20 protein-coding genes are annotated in these 19624 nt (G+C 61.8%); 12 read left to right on the top strand and 8 right to left on the bottom strand.

The genetic code is table 11. The features are described 5' to 3' along the window. Positions 1-70 precede the first annotated feature (70 nt). Complete coding sequence (locus ACP15W_RS09280; protein ID WP_424932593.1) at positions 71-1081, top strand: CAP domain-containing protein; 1011 nt, start codon at positions 71-73, stop codon at positions 1079-1081. Here ACP15W_RS09280 and ACP15W_RS09275 read toward each other — a convergent pair. Together ACP15W_RS09275 and secA are read right to left on the bottom strand one after the other, a co-directional pair. Beyond that, positions 1069-1659, bottom strand: a complete 591-nt coding sequence (locus ACP15W_RS09275) for an HD domain-containing protein (RefSeq protein ID WP_424932592.1) — start codon at positions 1657-1659, stop codon at positions 1069-1071. The two genes, ACP15W_RS09280 and ACP15W_RS09275, sit on opposite strands and share 13 nt — an antisense overlap. A gap of 248 nt (positions 1660-1907) precedes the next feature. Then, positions 1908-4688, bottom strand: a complete 2781-nt coding sequence (secA, locus tag ACP15W_RS09270; RefSeq protein WP_424932591.1) for a preprotein translocase subunit SecA — start codon at positions 4686-4688, stop codon at positions 1908-1910. Positions 4689-4989: 301 nt separating this feature from the next. Here secA and ACP15W_RS09265 point away from each other — a divergent pair, with 301 nt between their 5' ends. From ACP15W_RS09265 to ACP15W_RS09250, 4 genes are all read left to right on the top strand, one after another. Continuing rightward, positions 4990-5865: a foldase protein PrsA gene (locus ACP15W_RS09265; protein WP_424932590.1), complete on the top strand. Its 876-nt coding sequence runs from the start codon at positions 4990-4992 to the stop codon at positions 5863-5865. Between the two features lie 15 nt (positions 5866-5880). Continuing rightward, the gene (argJ, locus tag ACP15W_RS09260) at positions 5881-7146 is read left to right on the top strand and encodes a bifunctional glutamate N-acetyltransferase/amino-acid acetyltransferase ArgJ (protein WP_424932589.1); all 1266 of its coding nucleotides are present in this window, start codon (positions 5881-5883) and stop codon (positions 7144-7146) included. Continuing rightward, positions 7143-7541, top strand: coding sequence for an 8-oxo-dGTP diphosphatase MutT (gene mutT / locus ACP15W_RS09255; RefSeq protein WP_424932588.1), 399 nt, complete (start codon positions 7143-7145; stop codon positions 7539-7541). Before argJ ends, mutT begins: the two co-directional genes overlap by 4 nt. Before the next feature lie 106 nt (positions 7542-7647). Further along, complete coding sequence (locus ACP15W_RS09250) at positions 7648-7851, top strand: hypothetical protein (protein WP_424932877.1); 204 nt, start codon at positions 7648-7650, stop codon at positions 7849-7851. A 133-nt stretch (positions 7852-7984) separates the two neighbouring features. Here the strand turns inward: ACP15W_RS09250 and hemH are convergent, their stop codons facing one another. Further along, positions 7985-9049, bottom strand: coding sequence for a ferrochelatase (gene hemH / locus ACP15W_RS09245; protein WP_424932587.1), 1065 nt, complete (start codon positions 9047-9049; stop codon positions 7985-7987). Between the two features lie 73 nt (positions 9050-9122). Beyond that, positions 9123-9983, bottom strand: a complete 861-nt coding sequence (locus ACP15W_RS09240; protein WP_424932586.1) for a methyltransferase domain-containing protein — start codon at positions 9981-9983, stop codon at positions 9123-9125. On the opposite strand from ACP15W_RS09240, the gene ACP15W_RS09235 reads away from it, so the two are divergent. From ACP15W_RS09235 to ACP15W_RS09220, 4 genes are read left to right on the top strand one after another with little or no spacing between them, the layout of a single operon-like run. After that, positions 9982-10764 (top strand): ComF family protein, encoded by a 783-nt coding sequence (locus ACP15W_RS09235; RefSeq protein ID WP_424932585.1) that lies wholly within the window; start codon positions 9982-9984, stop codon positions 10762-10764. The genes ACP15W_RS09240 and ACP15W_RS09235 overlap by 2 nt on opposite strands. Before the next feature lie 25 nt (positions 10765-10789). Beyond that, on the top strand, positions 10790-11047 hold the full coding sequence (grxC, locus tag ACP15W_RS09230) for a glutaredoxin 3 (protein ID WP_424932584.1): 258 nt from the start codon (positions 10790-10792) through the stop codon (positions 11045-11047). A gap of 4 nt (positions 11048-11051) precedes the next feature. Next, positions 11052-11897, top strand: a complete 846-nt coding sequence (locus ACP15W_RS09225; protein WP_424932871.1) for a carbon-nitrogen hydrolase family protein — start codon at positions 11052-11054, stop codon at positions 11895-11897. Next, positions 11897-12370 carry a MarR family winged helix-turn-helix transcriptional regulator gene (locus ACP15W_RS09220; protein WP_424932583.1) on the top strand — a complete coding sequence of 158 codons (474 nt, stop codon included), beginning with the start codon at positions 11897-11899 and terminating at the stop codon, positions 12368-12370. The genes ACP15W_RS09225 and ACP15W_RS09220 overlap by 1 nt, the downstream gene beginning before the upstream one ends. Positions 12371-12413: 43 nt before the next feature. Here ACP15W_RS09220 and ACP15W_RS09215 read toward each other — a convergent pair whose 3' ends face one another. Together ACP15W_RS09215 and ubiG are read right to left on the bottom strand one after the other, a co-directional pair. Further along, positions 12414-12788 (bottom strand): hypothetical protein, encoded by a 375-nt coding sequence (locus ACP15W_RS09215; RefSeq protein ID WP_424932582.1) that lies wholly within the window; start codon positions 12786-12788, stop codon positions 12414-12416. 201 nt (positions 12789-12989) lie between these two features. Further along, positions 12990-13748, bottom strand: coding sequence for a bifunctional 2-polyprenyl-6-hydroxyphenol methylase/3-demethylubiquinol 3-O-methyltransferase UbiG (gene ubiG / locus ACP15W_RS09210; protein WP_424932870.1), 759 nt, complete (start codon positions 13746-13748; stop codon positions 12990-12992). Positions 13749-13807: 59 nt separating this feature from the next. On the opposite strand from ubiG, the gene pip reads away from it, so the two are divergent. The 3 genes from pip (at position 13808) to ACP15W_RS09195 (ending at position 17046) form a co-directional block, all read left to right on the top strand. Continuing rightward, entirely contained in the window at positions 13808-14782 is a 975-nt protein-coding gene (gene pip / locus ACP15W_RS09205) for a prolyl aminopeptidase (RefSeq protein WP_424932581.1), read from the top strand. Positions 14783-15122: 340 nt separating this feature from the next. Then, the gene (locus tag ACP15W_RS09200) at positions 15123-16301 is read left to right on the top strand and encodes a tetratricopeptide repeat protein (protein WP_424932580.1); all 1179 of its coding nucleotides are present in this window, start codon (positions 15123-15125) and stop codon (positions 16299-16301) included. A gap of 1 nt (position 16302) precedes the next feature. Then, the gene (locus ACP15W_RS09195) at positions 16303-17046 is read left to right on the top strand and encodes a hypothetical protein (RefSeq protein ID WP_424932579.1); all 744 of its coding nucleotides are present in this window, start codon (positions 16303-16305) and stop codon (positions 17044-17046) included. Between the two features lie 320 nt (positions 17047-17366). On the opposite strand, the gene ACP15W_RS09190 is transcribed toward ACP15W_RS09195, so the two are convergent. Both ACP15W_RS09190 and ACP15W_RS09185 read right to left on the bottom strand, forming a co-directional pair. Further along, complete coding sequence (locus tag ACP15W_RS09190; protein ID WP_424932578.1) at positions 17367-18023, bottom strand: DsbA family oxidoreductase; 657 nt, start codon at positions 18021-18023, stop codon at positions 17367-17369. Next, positions 18020-19561: an acyl-CoA synthetase gene (locus ACP15W_RS09185; protein WP_424932577.1), complete on the bottom strand. Its 1542-nt coding sequence runs from the start codon at positions 19559-19561 to the stop codon at positions 18020-18022. Before ACP15W_RS09185 ends, ACP15W_RS09190 begins: the two co-directional genes overlap by 4 nt. Between the last annotated feature and the right edge of the window lie 63 nt (positions 19562-19624).

Below are 19624 nucleotides of genomic sequence, written 5' to 3'. Positions count from 1 at the left end.
AACACGCTTGGGTTGAGCAGAACGGCGCGTGCGTCCGGTGCAGGGCGAAGAACACACTAAGGGTGGTGCAATGCAGATTTACTCGAGTTTCGATCGGGGGCTGAACGGCTTCAGCTATTCCGACAACGCCTTCGGGGGCTACTCCGGCGGGCCCTACGCCCATGGCTGGCACTCGTCGCGGGCGGGGTTCGGCGCTGATGGTGGCCTTATCGTCCGGCTGGGCGGGCGCGATGACCGCACCGTGGACGACATCTCTGGCGGCTGGGCAAAGACCTTCGAAGCGGAAAGCCGGAGCGAGGCCGAGGTCACCTTTCGCTACAAGATCACCGCTACGCCGAATTTCGAGTCGAACGAATACACCGAGCTTCGCCTGTCCCTCGATGGCGAGGCATTCGGCCGCGGCAACAGTGACGCCGTGGCGCGGCTGCGGGGCGATGGGGACGGCGGAGCCTGGCAATCCACCGGCTGGCAGGAGGTGACGATTTCCCTCGGCGAGATCGAGGCCGGCAACCATGAACTCGAACTTGGCGGCTTCCTGAACCAGAAGACCGGGAAGAACGAACAGTCCTGGATCAAGATCGACGACGTCCGGATCGAAGTCGATCCCATCGGCAACACCGGCGGTCAGGGCAGCGGTGGTTCCGGCGAGGCCACTGGCTCCGGAAGTGATGGACTCGCGGCTTTCGAAGCACGCGTCCTCGAGCTCACCAACGCGTTCCGCGTCCAGAACGGCGTCGACCCACTGGAAGCCGATGCGCGGCTGACTGCGGCGGCAGAAGACTGGAGCCGCGAAATGGCGGAGGGCGACATGTTCCGCCATTCCAATACATCTGCCCAGGTCGGCGCGGAGGGCTACGACTGGCGGGCACTCGGCGAGAACATCGCGGCGGGCTATTCGACGCCGGAAGCGGTCGTCCAGGCCTGGATCAATAGCCCCGGTCACCGGAGCAACATGCTGAGCGAGAATTTCGACGAGATCGGCATCGGCCATGTTCTGCTCGAAAACGATGGCGGGAATCTCCGATACAATCACTACTGGACGCAGATTTTCGCCACCGAAGCGGACAGCTACGTCTTCTGATCGCCGCTGAGGCGCGACAGCTGCTCGGTTTCCGTGTCGACCGGGCGGCGCAGCTCTCGGATCAGCGGATGCGCATCGGTGTGCTGCCGCCCGTAGCCGAGATTGAAGAAATAGTCGAAATCAGGCGGGTTCCGGCCTTGGGTGTGCTGGAGCACGGTCTCGAGCCTGTCGATCCCCTTGGCCAGGCGCGCTTCAGGGGACGAGGCGGAATTGTATTCGTCCCAGAGTGCGAGCAGCCGTTCCGCTACGGGCTGGGGCAGGTGGCCTAGAAGGCTCTCCATGTCGGCGCGTTCGTCATCGGATTTGTCACCCCGCTGTTCAGGGGCGGGAATATCGCCGCTCACGGCTTCGCCGAGATCGTGGATGATGAGGATCTGAAGCAACCGCTTGAGATCGATGCCCGGTAGACGATCTTCCAGTACCAGGGCCATCAGGCAGGCCCGCCAAGTGTGCTCGGCCGTGCTTTCGGGACGGCCTTGTGCCGTAAAGCCGCTTCGAAGGGTATCCTTCAACGGCTCGACGGCGCGGAAGAAGGCGAGGTAGGCGCTCAGGTCTTCGGCGGGCGGCAGTTCGGACATGGACACCTCTCGCGCTTGAGGGGGGGCTCCGCCGGAAGCGCCCGCATCTGGCGATGCGGTTGGCTGTCCGTCGGACCCGGCCCCGCGCTGTCGCGCGGGGAGCCATTGGGTTGGGAAGCGCTTGAGGGGTCGAACCGCCCCTCAAGGCGCCGCGTCCATTTTGTAATCGTACGTGCCCGCGTCAAGGGCGAGCAGTGCCTGCGCACTGTCGCTCGCGCGACCCTTGACCCGGAACCCGGACTTGGAGCTCAGACCCGCCCGTGGCAGTGCTTGTATTTCTTGCCCGATCCGCAGGGGCAGGGCTCGTTGCGCCCGCAATGTACCCAGGTCGAGGGATCGTCGGGATCGACACGGGAGCCGGAGGGAAGCGGCACGACCTTGCCCGCTTCCTGCGCGGCGAACGGATCAGCGCCCTGCTGGGGCTGCGGTGTTTCGGAAGTCGGTTCGGCGGGGGCTGGTGCCTCTGCGTGGGACGCGTCCAGCCTTGCCGCTTCCGCCTTGGCGCGGGCCTGCATCTCCTCGACCATGGCCTGCTGCTGTTCCGGCGTCATGATCTGAACATGGGCGAGCATTCGCGTCACTTCGGCGCGCAGCTTGTTGAGCAGGGTCTCGAACAGCTGGAAGGCCTCGGTCTTGTATTCGTTCAGCGGGTCGCGCTGCGCGTAGCCGCGGAATCCCACCACCGAACGCAGATGGTCGAGCGTCACGAGGTGCTCGCGCCAGTTCTGGTCGATCACCTGCAAGAGCACCTGCTTTTCGACGGTGCGCATGGTTTCCGAGCCATAGCGCGCGGCCTTAGCCGCCATAAGCTTGTCCGTCTCGGATTGCAGGCGTTCGCGGATCGCTTCGTCGTCCACGCCTTCCTCGTCAGCCCATTCCTGCAGTGGCAGTTCGGTGCCGAAGACCCGCTTCACCTCTGCCGAGAGCCCCTCGATGTCCCACTGCTCGGCATAGGCGCGCGGTGGAATGTGCTCGGAGATCACGTCTTCGATGACCTGGTGGCGCATGTCGCGGGTGATCTCGGAGAGGTCTTCCGCTTCCATGATCTCCCGGCGCTGGGCGAAGATCGCCTTGCGCTGGTCGTTCATCACGTCATCGAATTTCAGCAGGTTCTTGCGGATGTCGAAGTTGCGGGCCTCGACCTTGCCCTGCGCCTTCTCCAGAGCTTTGTTCACCCAGGGGTGGATGATGGCCTCGCCTTCCTTCATGCCCAGCCGGCTCAGCATGGAATCGAGCCGGTCGGAGCCGAAGATCCGCATCAGGTCGTCTTCGAGGCTGAGGTAGAAGTTCGTGCGTCCGGGATCGCCCTGACGGCCCGAGCGGCCACGGAGCTGGTTGTCGATCCGGCGGCTCTCGTGGCGCTCGGTGGCAAGCACGTAAAGCCCGCCCGCATCGAGCGCCTTCTGCTTCGCTTCCGCGACCTCTTCCTGAACACGGGTCCGAATCGCAACGGGATCGGCGTCGTCGCCTTCGGCCTCGAGGGCCTCGATCACCCGCGCCTCGACATTCCCGCCCAGCTGGATGTCCGTTCCGCGACCGGCCATGTTGGTGGCGATCGTCACCGCGCCCGGCACGCCGGCATTGGCGATGATCTTCGCCTCCTGCTCGTGGTAACGCGCATTCAGGACGTTGTGCGGCACGTTCTTGCTCTTGAGCATGTCGGAGAGAAGCTCGGACTTCTCAATTGATGTCGTGCCCACGAGAATCGGCTGTCCGGCTTCATGCGCGCGCTTGATTTCCTCGACGATTGCTTCGTATTTCTCGCGGGCGGTGCGGAAGACCTGATCGTCCTGGTCGTCGCGGATGATCGGCTTGTTCGTCGGCACCTCGACCACACCCAGCCCGTAGATCTCGGCGAATTCATCGGCCTCGGTTGCGGCCGTTCCGGTCATGCCCGAAAGCTTGTCGTAGAGGCGGAAATAGTTCTGGAAGGTCACGGAGGCGAGGGTCACGTTCTCGGGCTGGATCGGCACGCCTTCCTTGGCCTCGATCGCCTGGTGCAACCCCTCGGAAAGCCGCCGCCCAGCCATCATGCGGCCGGTGAACTCGTCGATGAGCACGATGTCCTTGCCACGCACGATGTAGTCCTTGTCGCGCTTGAACATCACATGCGCGCGCAGGGCCTGGTTGACGTGGTGAACGATATTCGTGCTTTCCGGATCGTAGAGGGTCGCGCCCTCTTCGAGAATGCCGCTCTCCAGCAACCGCTTCTCGAGATACTCGTTGCCTTCCTCGGTGAAGGTCGTACTGCGCTGCTTCTCATCGAACTCGTAATGCTCGGGCGTCAGCTCGGGGATCAGGCGATCGATCGTCATATAGAGCTCGGAGCGGTCCTGGCTCGGCCCGGAGATGATGAGCGGCGTGCGCGCCTCGTCGATCAGGATCGAGTCCACCTCGTCGACGATGGCAAAGAAGTGGTCTCGCTGGAGCACCTGGTCGAGGCTCGACTTCATGTTGTCGCGCAGATAGTCGAAGCCCAACTCGTTGTTGGTCGCATAGGTCACGTCCGCAGCATAGGCGACCTTCTTTTCCTCCTCGGCCATGCCGGGCACCACAATGCCGGTGCTCATGCCGAGGGCCTGGTAGACCAGCCCCATCCATTCCGCGTCGCGCCGTGCGAGATAGTCGTTGACCGTGACCACATGGACACCGCGTCCGGCAAGCGCGTTGAGGTAAACCGGCAGCGTCGCCATCAGCGTCTTGCCCTCACCGGTCTTCATCTCGGAGATATTGCCCTGGTGCAGGAAGATCCCGCCCATCAGCTGCACGTCGAACGGCCGGAGGCCAAGCGTGCGGCGTGCGGCCTCGCGCGCATTGGCAAAGGCCTCAGGGAGCAACTGGTCGAGTGTCTCGCCCTTCTCGTGCCGCTCGCGGAATTCCGCCGTCTTGTCGATGATCTGCTGGTCGGTCAGGGCCGTGAATTCGGGCTCGAGTGCGTTGATCTTTTCAACCAGTGGCCGTACCGACTTGACCTTCCGATCATTCGGGGTGCCGAACACCTTCTTCGCGATCGAGCCCAGTCCCAGCATTGCGTCTCGTCCTCAATATCTTACTCGGCGGTGCGGTTTTTCGCACTTCCGGCGCTTCTCCGCGCCCACCGAAATGTCATGACGTGGGCGCTTGTTCACCGGCGCCGATCGGTCTAAGTCTGCGCCAGGCGCACGAAACCCCTCTTCGAGCCGGTCTGGGATGTAAGCGGCGGGGCCGCGCCTGTCAACGTCGCCACAGGCGGAGTTGTCACTGCAATTTCGAGCGGCGCGGTCCGTTCCAGGCCCGCCAGTCTACCCAAGTGCGCCCGATTGACGCGGCGCACACGACGCGGAGAATTTCATGCGCACCCTCCTGATCGCAACGGCCCTTACCGGCGTGCTGGCCTCGTCCCCGCTTTTGGCGCAGGACGAAGCAGCGCAAGGGGCCGATTACGATGCCTCCACCGTTCTCGCAACGGTGAACGGAACCGATATCACCCTCGGCAACCTGGTCGTCCTGCGCAGCCGGCTTCCCCAGCAGTATCAGCAGGTGCCTGACGACGCACTCTTTCCGGGCCTGCTGGAGCAGCTGATCGACCAGACGCTTCTCGCGCAGTCGGCTTCCGGCTCCCCGGACGAAGACCCCGAGGAAGTGGTGATCCTCCTGGAGAACGAGCGCCGCGGCGCGCTGGCCACCTACGCCATCACCGACATCATCTCCGAGCCTCTCGAGGAAGGCGCCGTTCAGTCCGCCTATGACGAGATGTATGCCGATTTTGAGCCGGAGCCCGAGTTCAACGCCTCCCACATCCTCGTGGACAGCGAGGAAAAGGCGAACGAACTGAAGGCCGAACTGGACGAAGGTGCCGATTTCGCGCAGCTCGCCCAGGAAAATTCGCTGGACGGCTCTGCCCAGAATGGCGGCGAACTCGGCTGGTTCGGCCTTGGCCGCATGGTGCCCGAGTTCGAGGCGGCCGTGACGGAAGCAACCCCCGGCGAGGTGGTCGGTCCTGTCGAGACGCAGTTCGGCTATCACCTGATCCTGGTCAACGAGACCCGCGAATCCGCCGCTCCAAGCCTTGAGGAAGTGCGTCCCCAGATCGAGGATCAGCTTCGCCAGGAGCAGGTCCAGGACGCGATTGCGGAGATGCGCGAGTCGGCTGACATCGTCGAGACCGGGGCGGATGTACCACCCGCGGCCATCAGCGACTCCAGCATTTTTGAAACCACCGAGTAAGCGGTAAAGACGTCGATGGCGAAATCGTCCCTCCCCGTATCCCCGCTGGCGCCGGCCGGCGGGTTTCCCGACCTGTCACCTGTATCGGGCGTGCGTTTCGCGTCTGCCCAGGCGGGGGTGCGCTACAAGGGTCGAACAGATGTCATGCTGGCGGAAATCTGCGGGGGCGCCTCGATCGCGGGCGCCTTCACCCGATCCGCAACCCGCGCCGCACCGGTACTCTGGTGCGAACAGGTCCTCCACCGGCTTCAAACGCAGGGCGCGGAAGAGGGCGGCTATGCAATCGTCGTCAATTCGGGCAATGCCAATGCCTTCACCGGCAAGGCGGGGCAAAGCGCCGTGGACGTGACCACATCCGAGGCGGCGCGCGCCTTGAGTGTACCGATTCATCACGTCTTCGTGGCCTCCACCGGTGTGATCGGAGAGCCCCTGCCTGCCGAGCGCATCACGGCCGTGCTCGGGCAGCTTGAGGCATCGCTCGAGGCCGATGCGCTCGAACCTGCCGCGCGCGCCATCATGACGACCGACACCTTCCCGAAGGGGGCCGGGGCGAATGTCGAGCTCGACGGCGTGCCCGTCACGATTTCGGGATTTGCCAAGGGGTCGGGCATGATTGCCCCCGACATGGCAACCATGCTGGTCTTCATCTTCACGGATGCCGCCATATCGCCGCAACTTCTCCAGGACACGCTTTCTGAGCTGACCCGAACGACTTTCAATGCAATCACCGTCGATGGTGACACCTCCACATCCGACACCCTGCTGGTCGCGGCGACAGGAAAGGCCGAAATGGAGCCGATCGTCTCCGTCTCCGACCCGCGGCTATCGGCCTTCCGGCTCGGACTCGAGTCTGTCATGCGCGAACTGGCCCACCAGGTCGTGCGCGACGGCGAAGGCGCGACCAAGTTCGTGGAAGTCGGCGTCAGCGGTGCGGCATCGGATGAGGATGCCCACAAGGTCGGCATGTCGATTGCCAACTCACCGCTGGTCAAGACCGCCATCGCCGGAGAGGATCCGAACTGGGGCCGCGTCGTCATGGCCGTCGGCAAGTCCGGAGCGGAGGCTGACAGGGATCGGCTCTCGATCCGGTTCGGGGACATTCTCGTGGCCGAACAGGGCTGGGTCTCGCCCGACTATGTCGAGGCGGACGCGGCGGCCTACATGAAGGGCCAGGAGATCCGTATCGCGGTCGATCTCGGCATTGGAACCGGCTCGGCCACCGTCTGGACCTGCGATCTGACCCACGGGTACATCGAGATCAACGCGGACTACCGTTCATGAAGCTGGTGCTGGTTGCCGCTGTCGCCCTGATCGACAGCGATGGCCGCATCCTTCTCGCGCAAAGGCCCGAGGGCAAGGCAATGGCCGGGCTCTGGGAATTCCCCGGCGGCAAGATCGAATCAGGCGAAACGCCCGAGGCCGCCTTGATTCGCGAACTCCATGAAGAACTGCGAATCGATACCTGGGAAAGCTGCCTCGCCCCCCTCACATTTGCTTCACATGGCTACGAGACGTTCCACCTTCTCATGCCAGTTTACGTATGTCGGAAATGGAAGGGAATCCCGCAAGGGAACGAGGGGCAGAGGTTGAAATGGGTGAGAGTTCAAGACCTTGCGTCTTATCCCATGCCTCCCGCCGATCTGCCACTTTTGTCAATGTTGCGCGATTTGCTCTGAAAAATTTCGAAAATTTTAATTCATACTGATTAGTAAGTGACACGTCCGTGACGAAACGATATGGTTGGTTCCACGAAAAGAGCGAACCATAGGGTGGAGAAAAAAGATGTATCAGACGATCCAGTTGTCCAGTTGCGTATCAGTTCATGGCGAGTTTGTTGAGGCTCTCAAGAATGGCGATGTCATCGTCCGCGATGGAGATACGGTATACCGTGGTCGTCCGATCGGTAAGGCTGCCCGAGTTCAGCAACGAAATTACGCCGAGGTGAAGCGTCCCACCAACATGGGCCCCTTCGGCATCGTTACCTGAAACCTTCGATTAATCAGCAGGTTAACCCGAAGGTTTCGTAATCTCGCTTTGGTTTCTAAGGTCGGATCACCATCGTGATCCGGCCTTTTTTGTCCATTGAACAGTGGGACGCCCAAAAAATCTGTTCTTCCGGTTACTTGACCCAACCCGCAAGTTCTCTCTCGAGGATTGCCATGATCATGTCGATATGGTCCGGAACCGCGTTGAGACACGGAATGTAGGTGAACTCCTCGCCGCCGGCTTCGACGAAGCTTTCCTTGATTTCCTCGTTGATTTCCTCAAGCGTTTCGACGCAGTCCGAAGAAAAGGCCGGGGCCATGATGGCGATGCGGCGCTTTCCGGCTTCAGCGAGACGCGCCACTTCTTCCACGGTGTAGGGCTGCAACCACTCCTCGTTACCAAAGCGGGACTGGAAGGTCGTCACCACCTCCTCGCCACTGAAGCCGAGCCGCTCGCGCAGAAGGCGCGTCGTCTTCTGGCATTGGCAGTGATAGGGGTCGCCCTCGGTCAGATAGCGCAGCGGCATGCCGTGATAGCTTGTCACCAGCACGTCGGGCCGCTGTTCGAGCCCGGCATAGGCCTGCTCGACCGAGGCCGCGAGAGCGGCGATGTAGAGCGGATGATCGTGGTAGGAGGGAACCGTCCGGATGGCGGGCTGCCATTTCAGCTTCATCAGCGCCCGGAACGCCTCGTCATTGGCCGTTGCCGTCGTCGTGGCCGAATATTGCGGGTAGAGCGGGAAGAAGACGATCCGCTCGCACCCCTGATCGCGCAGCTTTTCGATAACCGATTTCGTCGAGGGATTGCCGTAGCGCATGGCGAAATCGACGATCACCTCGCCGCCGAACCGCGCTTCCATGCGCTCGCCCACCGCCTTGGCCTGCTCCCGTGTCGTGGTCAGAAGCGGGCTCTCGTCCGCCTCGTTGTTCCAGATCCCGCGATAGGCCTCCCCGGAACTGAACGGGCGTTTTGTCAGGATCACCAGTTGCAGGAGCGGCTGCCAGAAAAAGGGCGAGTAGTCGATGACCCGCCGGTCGGAGAGGAATTCATTGAGATAACGCCGCATGGACCAGTAGTCCGTCGCATCCGGTGTGCCGAGGTTGGACAGGATCACGCCGATCCGCGGCTTCGGCAGCTTCGGGTGGTCGGCGGGCGCGTGCTCGAGCGAGGCGACCTGCGGGCTGGGAGTGTCTTTCATCGGAGGAACCTCTCTTGCGCGGGGCCGCGCGCCCCGACCGGCTGTCATGGACATAAACGTACCACGCGGCGCTTCAAGTGCCGGGGTCGCCCGTGTCGGGTGGGGTGGACTTGCGGCCGAAATCGAGTGCATCGGCGAGGCTCGCCTTGGCCGAGCCAGGTCGCAGCGGCTGCGGCTGATTTTCCGCAGGCGCCCATCCGGTCAGGAACACCAGTTCGAAGGTGGCTCCGATGCGCCCGTCCTCTCTCCCGAACTGCTCGGCATAGATCGCACAGGCCCGCGCCAGCAGGGTGCGGGGAAGGGGCCGGCGCATCCGCTCAGCCATCACGTTCGTCTCACCCATGGCGCGCAGGTCGCGCATCAAGTGGACCGCGCTTTCGTAGCTCGTATCGAGCTTGAGGCTGTCAGCCACCGGCAGGGCAAGCCCCGCGCGTTGCAGCAGCCCGCCCAGGTCGCGGATCTCGCCCATGGGCGCCACGCGGGGGCTGAGCCCTCCGGTCATCTCCGTTTCGGCTTGGGCGAGCGCACTGCGCAGTTCATTGAGCGTCGCGCCACCGAACATCACACCGAGAAACAGCCCGTCGGGGCGGAGCGCACGTCGCGCCTGAACCATCTGCCCGACCGGGTCGTTTGCCCAATGCAGGCAAAGCGCATGAACCACCAGGTCGAAACCGCCAGGCGCCAGCGCCAGCGTCTCGTCGTCGGCCACCGCCGTCAGATCCCCTGCCATCCGGGGCGAGAGTATCGGCTCCCAGATGTCGGGCCGCGGACCGATCAGCGCGGCCTGCCGAAACGTCCTGTTAACCTCTAGCAGCCTTTCTGAGATCTCGTCGGCGGCCGCCTCTTGAAGGAAATCGGCCCCGCCGAGGGTCCGCGCGCGCGCGCGTCGCCGGGCCAGCAGTTCGGTATCAAAAAGGCGCGGAGGGAGTGCCATGGGCGCAACCGTTACCACGTTCCTCGACGGGGGCAAGACACGGCTCGTTCAGCTCGGCCGCATGGCGCTCGACACGATCTATCCCCCGCGCTGCCTCGCCTGCATGGAATTCACCGATGCCTCGCACGGGCTCTGTGCCGAGTGCTGGCGCGAGACCCATTTCATCGCCGGCGCCACCTGCTGCAAATGCGGCGTGCCACTGGTGGGCGAGGCTGGGGAGGGCGATCTCTGCGAAAGCTGCCTGCGCCATCCTCCCCCCTGGGAGCGGGGCGCCGCTGCCCTCGTCTATCGCGGTGCGGCTCGGCGCATGGTCCTCGGTTTCAAGCATTCCGACCGGCTCGACATGGCCCGCCCGCTCGCGCGCTGGATGGCCGGTGCCGGTCGCCGGGTGATCGCCGACTCCGACCTTATCGCCGCCGTCCCGCTGCACTGGCGCCGGTTGCTCAAGCGGCGCTACAACCAGTCGGCGGAGCTTGCCCGTGCGCTCTCGCGCGAGACCGGCCTTCCCGCAGTCCCCGATCTGCTCGAGCGCAAGCGCGCCACCATCGCCCAGAAGCGCATGAACCGCGAACAGCGGGCTGCCAACCAGTCGGGCGCAATCTCGGTCAACCCGCGCCACATGACGCGCGTTTCGGGACGCTCCGTTCTGGTGCTCGACGACGTGCTGACCAGCGGAGCGACACTCGGCACCTGCACCGAGGCATTGCTGGCCGCCGGTGCCACAAGGGTGAACGTTCTGGCCCTTTGTCGCGTTGCATTCGAGGAAAGGGGCGACCTATAACGGACGTAACCATGGGGATAATTGAATGAAACCGGTGACGATCTACACCAAGCCGACCTGCGGCTTCTGTCATGCTGCAAAGCGTCTTCTGGCCCGCAAGGGTGTCAAATTTACCGAAATCGACATCGCCGGGGATCGCGCGCGCACCCAGGAGATGATCTCGCGCGCCAATGGCGGACGGACAGTCCCGCAGATCTTCGTCGGCGAGCATCATGTCGGCGGCTTCGATGATCTGAGTGCGCTGGATCAAAGGGGCAAGCTCGACCCGCTTCTCGCGGCCTGATCCGATGCGCGCGGCGCTCCTGCAACTTTGTTCGAGCGACGACCCGGCGGAGAATTTGCCCGTCACCGAATCTCTTGCGCGTGAGGCCGCGGCGGGCGGGGCGACGCTGATCGCAACGCCCGAATGCACCAATATCGTGACCTTCTCGCGCACGCTTCAGAAGGAGCGACTGCGTCCCGAGGCCGAGGATGCGACGCTCGCGCGGCTGCGTGCTGTCGCCGACGAGCTCGGCATCTGGCTCCTGATCGGCAGCCTCTGCCTTAAGGCCGATGAGCCGGACGAGCCGCGCTTCGTCAACCGGTCGCTGCTGATCGGCCCGGATGGCGGGATCTCCGCGCGATACGACAAGATCCACATGTTCGACGTCGAGGTGGGTGAGGGCGAATCCTACCGCGAATCGGCGGCCTTCCGGCCCGGAGAGCAGGCCGTGCTGACGGCTGCGGGCGACATGCGGCTCGGACTGTCGGTCTGCTACGACCTGCGCTTTCCCCATCTCTACCGGGATCTGGCAAAGGCCGGCGCCGAGATCCTCACCATTCCTGCGGCGTTCACCGTGCCGACGGGCAAGGCGCATTGGCATGTGCTGATGAGGGCGCGCGCCATCGAAACCGGCGCCTACGTGCTCGCTCCCGCCCAGACCGGCACCCATGCTGCGTCACGCGGGCGGGCGCGCGCGACCTTTGGGCATTCGCTTGCCGTCTCTCCCTGGGGCGAAGTGATGGCCGACGCGGGAGAAGACGCGAACAGCGTCACGCTGGTCGATCTCGATCCGGAGGCCGTTGCACGGGCGCGCAGGCAGATCCCCGCGCTCACCCACGACAGGCGCTATTGTGGCCCGGAGTCGGCCTGATGGACAGGCAAAAGGGGGATCCGTTCGTCGTCGCGCTGTTCAGCGAGATCGTCATGATCGAGCAGTTGGCGCGGATCAGGATCAGCCGTGCCATGCCGAAGGGCATGGAGCTTTCGCACTTCATGGTGCTCAATCACTTCTCACGGCTCGGCGGTGAGAAGACACCGGCCCAGCTCGCGCGCGTCTTCCATGTGACAAAGGGCGCGATGACCAACACGATCCGCAAGCTCGATGATGCCGGATACGTGCACGTGCGCCCCGACTGGGACGATGCGCGCCGCAAATGGGTCAGCCTCAGTCCCGCCGGCCAGGCCGCGCGTGACCGGGCGGTCACCAATATCGCCCCGGTCCTCGACGAACTGGTGGCTGGCGTCCGCGATGACGAGTTGCGTGCCGCCCTTCCGATCCTGCGCGCGATTCGCCTGAGCTTCGGCGGTGAGACGGGGGCGGATTCGCCCGTCCCCCCGCGCTGAGCCCAGAGAATGCGCAATAAATTGGCGGCCGCGGTACGGCCCCCTAGATGAACGTGTCGAGCGTCGCTTCCGGCTCGGCCGAATCGGAAGACGTCATGTAGACGCCGATCGTCTCGCCGGTCTCGGCTACCGGAGCATCCGCCGCGGGTGCCGCAACGGCCTCGGGCGCCACCGTGTTGTCGGCACCGCCGACGGTCTGGGGCTCGCTCTTGTCCGCGGACGGCGCGGCGACAGTCTCGATCGCTTCCTTCGCGCGGTCGGCCTCTGCAGCTTCTGCAGCCTTTGTTTCACGCATCTTCACGACGACGGGAATGAAGGTCGTTATCCCCGTCGGAAGCCTTTCCGGCTCGGGTACCGCATCCAGCCCCTTCACCGAGTTCATGACACCGTCGATCGACCGCTGGGAAGATACCGGCATGGAACTTCCCTCCGTCGTGCGCAGGAATTCACCCAACGCGCGCGTCGGTTCAATCAGCAACGAAGTCGTATTATACAGCCCACCTATCATGATCATTCTCCTGATCCACCGGGGCCCAATCTACTCCCAAATGTAACCGAAACATTTAAACGCCCCGGCTTGGGGCGGCACCAATTGCAGCAACTTCAACATGAATATCCGTTAGGATTCGGCCCGATCGCCCGGTTTCACGCTGGCCGTCACGTAGTTCACGGACAGATCCCGATCCGACAGGGACCAGCTCCAGGAGATCGGGTTGAACACCATTCCCTTGCGGTCCACGGGGTCGAGCCCCCCCTTGCCCAGCATCTCGAAGAGCTCGTCCGGCGTGATGAACTTGCGCCAGTCATGGGTGCCCTTCGGCAACCAGCGCATCACGTGTTCTGCGCCGATGATCGCCATCACGTAACTCTTCGGGTTGCGGTTGAGCGTCGAGCAGATCATCAGCCCGCCGGGTTTGAGAAGGGCCGCGCAGGTGTCGAGATAAGATTGCGGATCCGCCACATGCTCGACCACCTCCATATTCAGCACCACGTCGAACTGCTCGCCCGCATCCGCAAGCGCCTCCGCCGTGGTGTGACGGTAGTCGATGTCGAGCCCGGATTGTTCGGCATGGATCTGCGCCACCGGGATGTTGCGCTCGGCTGCATCCGCGCCCACGACCTCGGCGCCGCGCCGCGCCATCGGCTCTGCAAGCAGACCGCCGCCGCAACCGATATCGAGCAGCCTCAATCCCTCGAAGGGCGTGCGCGCCTTGAGGTCACGGCTGAACTCCGCCGAGATCTGGTCCGTGATATAGCCGAGCCTGCACGGATTGAGCATGTGAAGCGGGCGGAACTTGCCGTTTGGATCCCACCATTCGCTTGCCATTGCCTCGAATTTTGCGACTTCCTGCGTGTCGATGGAGGTCTGGCTCTGCATTGCCATCATGTGTCCGTTCTGCGATTGTGTAGCGCCTTGAAGGGATACATAGTCCGCGAATGAAGGAAAACACGCGCAACAGCGCCGAAGCGCCGCGCAACGGCCTCTACCCTCCGATCGAGCCTTTCCGGCAACAGATGCTGGACATGCCCGGAGGCCACCGGGTCTATGTGGAGCAATGCGGTGCACCGGAGGGGGTGCCCGTGCTGGTTCTGCACGGGGGGCCTGGCGGTGGCTGCTCGCCTGGAATGCGGCGATTCTTCGACCCGCAGCACTACCGAAGTGTGCTCTTCGACCAGCGCGGCTGCGGTCGCTCCGGCCCGCTCGCCTCCGTCGAGAACAACACCACCTGGGATCTTGTCGCCGATATCGAGCGCATCCGCGTCGAACTGGGCATTGAGCGCTGGACGGTCTTCGGCGGCTCCTGGGGGGCTTGCCTCGCACTGATCTACGCACAGGCTCATCCCGACAGGGTTGAGGCGCTGGTGCTGCGCGGTGTCTTCACCATGACGCAGGGCGAACTCGACTGGTTCTATGCCGGCGGGGCAGGGCAGTTCTGGCCCGACCAGTGGCGCACCTTCTCGCAAATGGTCCCGTCCGAGGAACGTGGGGATCTCGTTTCGGCCTATCACAAGCGCCTCTTCGGCGCTGACGAGGCCGAGCAGATCCGGTTCGCCCGCGCTTGGGCCGGCTGGGAAAGCGCGCTTGCCGTGCTCGATCCGGGCATTTCCCGCGGTGCTCCGGGAGGCCAGTATGCCCGGGCCTTCTCGCGGCTGGAGAATCACTATTTCATCAACCGGGGGTTCCTCGAGGTCGATGGCCAGATCCACAGGGACATGCATCGGATCGCGCATATTCCGGGACATATCGTCCAGGGCCGATACGACATGGTCTGCCCGCCGCACACCGCCTACCGGTTGCACCAGGCCTGGCCCAACTCCCGTCTGCACATGATCCCCACCGCGGGCCACGCGCTTTCCGAGCCGGGGATCACGTCAAAGCTTCTCGAGATCATGAACCAGCGCCGGGGCTAGTCCGAATGATCCGTCGGATGCTCTCATGTTCGATATATGAGGGTGAACTTTGCTGGTTGCCATAAAGTAGCTCCCCCAGACTCACTACCCTATAGCCGTATAAGAACCTAGCTCCCTTTCTGCTATCGCATTAAGAGCATATTTCATATGTGTTTCTTTGTGAATGTGTTAGGCTGCGTTGATTGGATTACCCTACCAATGGCTTGTTTTGATACTTGCTTCATTGTGATTGCACAGGGAATGATGTTTTTTAGGTGAGGAAATGGCTAAAAGGAGGCGAGGGCGCGATAAGTCTTTCTTGAGGTCAGCCAGGAATATATTGACGCTAATAGCGAGCTCATTGGCAAGTATATTTGTAATTATCCTTTTTATTATTTTTTTAGTAGTCTTTATAAAGGAAATGTCTACGAAAACGGTAAGTATAGAAATGGTTAGTGTCCCGGCTGATTGGGAAGCTTTCGGTTATAGTTCGACAGTGACGACGGAGAGGCTGAAGGATAGTATAAACGAAATCTTTCGAAGATCTAGAACTATCAAAGAAGATCAGGCGACACATTTAAGTTCTTTCACTACTCAGAAAGACGAGTTTGATGTCATCCTGCCAGGCGCTGGGATTTCGCTTCAGACGCTTGTGTATTTCGCCAGTGATTTTTTCTCGACATCCGATATCACAATCCGCGGCGATATCGTATGCAACCGAGGCTTTCTGGACCCAACCGTAGCCATTAATCAAATAGGCAGGACGGATGATTGCACTCCTCAAAGATCACATTTGAGATTGCGTATAGATGGTCGTGAAACTGCGATCATTAATGTGCCATCTAAACATTTAAAAATAAAAGATAGCTATATACATTTTGGAGCGCTAGAAATTGTTGAGGCTGTGCATCCGTATACTGCGGCGATATTCGCTTGGAAGGAACTTGAAAATGATACGCGGGCGCTGGCTATAGCAGAGAGCATTCTCGATAGGGCCGAGGGTGATGAGGAATGGGCATACAACCTAATTGGACTTATCCACTTCCGAGCAGGAAACATTCCAACTGCTTTAAAAAATTATGAAGAAGCGATTGCAGAAACCGACGGCTTCGTAGCCGCTCGCTATAATCGTGCAGTTGCATTGGACGAGAGAAGTAAAGACGAAATGAGAGCGCTTGCAAAGAGGATAGAAGACAAAAAAGCGGCTATAAGTGAGTTGGAGGGTTTAATTCGAGATGACTCTAATAACTTTGAAGCTATTATGAGCCTCGGAATAGTGTATTTAAGTTATGTTGACATATTGAATGAAAATCATGTGGAACCGGAAGATTCAACCATGCTGAACTTGGTCGAGAACGCCGTATGTTATGCGCAAATGGCAAGGAATATCGATCGCAATCATCTTAAAGCGACGATCCTTTCCGCTCAAGCTAGGGCCAAACTGGAAGACCTGGCGGAAGGGTCCAACCCTGCGCTCGTCGTACAAAACCTAGCGACGGAAAAGGCGCGAAATCTATTTAATACGGAAAAGGCTTGCTGATGTGAAACTAGTTGCGGGTTTCCTGTCTCCCACCGGATCCAAAGTCTTCGCCGCGTTTCTGCTGCTCTTTGCCTGTTCCCCGGTTGCAAGGAGTGATACCTATGTCAGCAATACGTTTTCCCCCATATTACGCAGTGGCGACGGGGCCTACTACGAGAATGATTTGGTGCTCGTATCGAACGGCACCGCGCTGGACCGATGGAATTATTCCGCTTCGCTTGGATTAGCTAGCCGGCGCCAACAAAATGATCAGGATACCATCACTGCAACGCTGGCAGTGTCGCGCCGTGCTGGTTCTTACCAATTTGGCGTGAACCAATTCATGTTTGCACGATACAGACCTAGTCTCTTCAACTTTGCTAGAGTAGCTTTTCCAACTCGAGCTTTTGTCCAGAAAACGTTCATCTTGAAGGACCGTTCCATATTGGTTGCGGACTTCTCTGTAGGTCGTAGGAATACCGTTGATCAGCCGAACTTGGAGCGTAGTGATTTGCGCCCTTCCTTTGTATACTTCCGTCCAGTTGGATCCGGCGTCGTGTTGTTGGGTGGAAATCTTTCCTACCAAGTTTACGACAAAAAGGGGCGCGTGGACTTAGCCGGGCGTTTTGATGCTTCCTACTACGTTCCGGTAACTGATCATGCTACAATAGGGTTCAATGTCGGACTTCAGGGGGCAGACTCAAACCTAAAGAAGCACGATTACAAAAGATTGGAGATTGGCCCCTACTTCACAGTTACGTTCTAGAGGGATGGATGTGTTTCTACGGATTGTCGGGACCGGAATACTCGCGCTGATGGTGAGCGCTGGGTTCTCTTTTGGGCAGCCGTTGGTCGATAAGGCTCAGTTGCTCGCTAACCTTCCTTGCGGACTTCGTCCGGATTCAAAGCCGGAAGATATTGAAAAGATTATCCTGGCGGACGGGTGTGAAGATCTTGAGGATTTTGTCCTTACTCATGGTGCAATGCTATTTAGAGAAGCTCAGCCAGACTGAAATTTAGTGTGCGCTAGGGTATCTTCTCTTCGTAGTTTTTGCGCGTTCAATGACAAGCGGAAGACCATTTTGCTCACCCCGCGCCCGCCTCCATCTGCGCGGCGGCGGCCGCAAGCTCGTCCGTCACCTTCATCCACATGTCAGGTGCCTGGCAGCCCGTCACCACATAGCGCCCGCCCAGAATGAAGGTCGGCACGCCGGTCACGCCCATCCGCGCGGCCTCGGCCCCGGCTTCCGCGATCTCTTCCCGGTCGGCATCCCCCTGGAGAAGCGTGGCGATCACCTCCGCGTTGCAGCCCGACGCCCCTGCGATCCGCGCCAGGGTCTCGGGATCCGAAATATCCTCGCCCTTCTCGAAATAGGCCCGAAAGAGCGCCATCGCCACGCGGGTCTGCACGCCTTCCGCCTCGGCCCAGTGGATCACCCGGTGGGCATCAAGCGTGTTCGGCGTGCGTTTGATCCCGGCAAAATCGATCGGCAAACCAGCGTTTTCGGCCGCCTCGACCACCGGGGCATAGGCTCGCGCCGCGCCTTCCTTGCCGCCGAATTTCGTCTCCAGGTATTCCCGGCGATCCATGCCTTCGCGGGGCATCTCGGGATTGAGGAAGAAGGGTCGCCACTGCAGCACGAAGGGATGATCTGGTCGCGCTTCGAGCGCCCGCATCAGGTTGGACACCCCGATGAAGCACCAGGGGCAGATCGGATCGGAAATGATCTCTAGGCGTGTCATTCGCTGGTCTCCATCTCTCTGATCTTTCGGCGCAGGATCTTGCCGTTTGCACTGCGCGGCAGGGTTTCGACGGCCCGGAAGATTCGGGGGCACTTGTAGCGCGCCAGTTCCCGCGCGCAATGCGCTGCCAGGTCCGCCTCCGGAACCGGCGCATTTCTGGGAACATAATGCGCCGCCACCACGGAAACACCCTCCCTCACCGGGATTTCGACCACCGCCACTTCCGATACGCCGGGATGATGCAGAAGCGCATGTTCCACCTCCGCCGGGCTCACCCGGTAGCCGCCCGCGTTCATCACGTCGTCGCTGCGCCCGAGATAGGTAATCGCCCCGTCCGCATCCATCCGCGCCCGGTCACCGGTGAGAAACCACTCGCCCCGGAACGCGGCGTCAGTTTCCTCCGGTCGCCGCCAGTAGCCCAGCATCAGCCCCGGATCGCGCCGCGAGACAGCCAGAAATCCATCCTCGCCGCAAAACACCGGCACATCGTTCCGCTCGCCCAGGATCGCAATACGTCGGCCCACCTGGGGATAGCCTGCGCGCCCCTCCGCAGGAGGCCGGTCGGGCGAAAAGGAGATGTAGGTCGAGACCTCGGACATGCCCAACGCCTCGTAGATCGGTTTGCCTGTGGCGCCCGACCACGCCGTCGCCACCTGTTTCGGCAGCGCCTCTCCGGCGCTCAATCCGTGGCGCAGCCCCTCGAAGCCGCGCGCCAGCGCCGCATCATCGCCAAGCATCTGCCGGTAGACGCCGGGCGCTGCGGCAAAAAGCGTCGCACCATGAGCCTCGGCCAACGCAGGCCAGACATGCCGGTCCCGCGGCCCGGTATAGATGAGTGCGGCGGCACCTCGTGCCCAAGGGTCGGTCAGCCCCGCCCCGAGCGTGTAGGTCCAGTTGAAGGCTCCCGCATGAAGCACCCGATCTTCGGGTGTCAGCCCATACCAGCCGTCCCACATCATCCGCCGGGCCCATGCCGCGCGCTGGGCGTGAACCACGCCCTTGGCGCGCCCCCCGGTTCCGGAAGTGTAGACCATGAAAGCCGGATCGTCGGCGCGGGTATCTGCGAAATCCGCCGGCTCCGCGTCCCGCCAGCTCCGCAGTTCATCCGCTCCGGCCACCGGCACTTGCGTCTCGGGCAGATCGAGCCCCGCGCCGAGACAGATCAGGGCGGGGTCCAGATCCGCAATGATCCCCGCGATTTCATGGGCCGTCAGCAGCGCGGATGTGGGCACCGGCACCGCGCCGATGGCATTGGCGGCGAAGAAGACGATGGGAAAGTCCGAGGAATTGCCGATCCGTATCAGCACCCGGTCGCCCCGCCCGATCCCGCGCTCCAGCAATCCGCCACCCGTGCGCAGGACCGCCTCGCGCAAATCGCCATGGGTCCAGCGTTCGGCCACTTCCCCGGGGCGTGCCAGAACCTCCAGTGCCACGCGGTCAGGCGCGTTTGCTGACGGCGCGAAGGTATGCGCGGCCATGTTGAACGCGGCGGGGCAGGGCGCAAACGGCCCCTCGTCAAAGATCGCGGGCTGGAACATGCCCGAATCTGTAGCCGCTGGGGCGGTCCACCGCAATTGGGGGTAATTGTCGGGTTGTGATCC

Origin of the sequence: Amaricoccus macauensis, assembly GCF_049800915.1 — a bacterium.
GTDB lineage: Bacteria > Pseudomonadota > Alphaproteobacteria > Rhodobacterales > Rhodobacteraceae > Amaricoccus > Amaricoccus macauensis_A.
The sequence above is the reverse complement of the archived record's forward strand: the minus strand, read 5'-3'. Positions and strand labels throughout refer to the sequence as shown.

Bases quoted from the DNA above. Each gene is read 5' to 3' on its own strand.
- ACP15W_RS09185 (WP_424932577.1), bottom strand. From the start codon at position 19,561: ATGTTCCAGCCCGCGATCTTTGACGAGGGGCCGTTTGCGCCCTGCCCC.
- ACP15W_RS09240 (WP_424932586.1), bottom strand. From the start codon at position 9,983: ATGGCACTCCCTCCGCGCCTTTTTGATACCGAACTGCTGGCCCGGCGA.
- ACP15W_RS09220 (WP_424932583.1), top strand. From the start codon at position 11,897: ATGGACAGGCAAAAGGGGGATCCGTTCGTCGTCGCGCTGTTCAGCGAG.
- pip (WP_424932581.1), top strand. From the start codon at position 13,808: ATGAAGGAAAACACGCGCAACAGCGCCGAAGCGCCGCGCAACGGCCTC.
- mutT (WP_424932588.1), top strand. From the start codon at position 7,143: ATGAAGCTGGTGCTGGTTGCCGCTGTCGCCCTGATCGACAGCGATGGC.
- ubiG (WP_424932870.1), bottom strand. From the start codon at position 13,748: ATGCAGAGCCAGACCTCCATCGACACGCAGGAAGTCGCAAAATTCGAG.
- ACP15W_RS09275 (WP_424932592.1), bottom strand. From the start codon at position 1,659: ATGTCCGAACTGCCGCCCGCCGAAGACCTGAGCGCCTACCTCGCCTTC.
- ACP15W_RS09225 (WP_424932871.1), top strand. From the start codon at position 11,052: ATGCGCGCGGCGCTCCTGCAACTTTGTTCGAGCGACGACCCGGCGGAG.
- ACP15W_RS09265 (WP_424932590.1), top strand. From the start codon at position 4,990: ATGCGCACCCTCCTGATCGCAACGGCCCTTACCGGCGTGCTGGCCTCG.
- hemH (WP_424932587.1), bottom strand. From the start codon at position 9,049: ATGAAAGACACTCCCAGCCCGCAGGTCGCCTCGCTCGAGCACGCGCCC.
- argJ (WP_424932589.1), top strand. From the start codon at position 5,881: ATGGCGAAATCGTCCCTCCCCGTATCCCCGCTGGCGCCGGCCGGCGGG.
- ACP15W_RS09280 (WP_424932593.1), top strand. From the start codon at position 71: ATGCAGATTTACTCGAGTTTCGATCGGGGGCTGAACGGCTTCAGCTAT.
- ACP15W_RS09215 (WP_424932582.1), bottom strand. From the start codon at position 12,788: ATGCCGGTATCTTCCCAGCGGTCGATCGACGGTGTCATGAACTCGGTG.
- ACP15W_RS09190 (WP_424932578.1), bottom strand. From the start codon at position 18,023: ATGACACGCCTAGAGATCATTTCCGATCCGATCTGCCCCTGGTGCTTC.
- secA (WP_424932591.1), bottom strand. From the start codon at position 4,688: ATGCTGGGACTGGGCTCGATCGCGAAGAAGGTGTTCGGCACCCCGAAT.
- grxC (WP_424932584.1), top strand. From the start codon at position 10,790: ATGAAACCGGTGACGATCTACACCAAGCCGACCTGCGGCTTCTGTCAT.
- ACP15W_RS09235 (WP_424932585.1), top strand. From the start codon at position 9,982: ATGGGCGCAACCGTTACCACGTTCCTCGACGGGGGCAAGACACGGCTC.
- ACP15W_RS09250 (WP_424932877.1), top strand. From the start codon at position 7,648: ATGTATCAGACGATCCAGTTGTCCAGTTGCGTATCAGTTCATGGCGAG.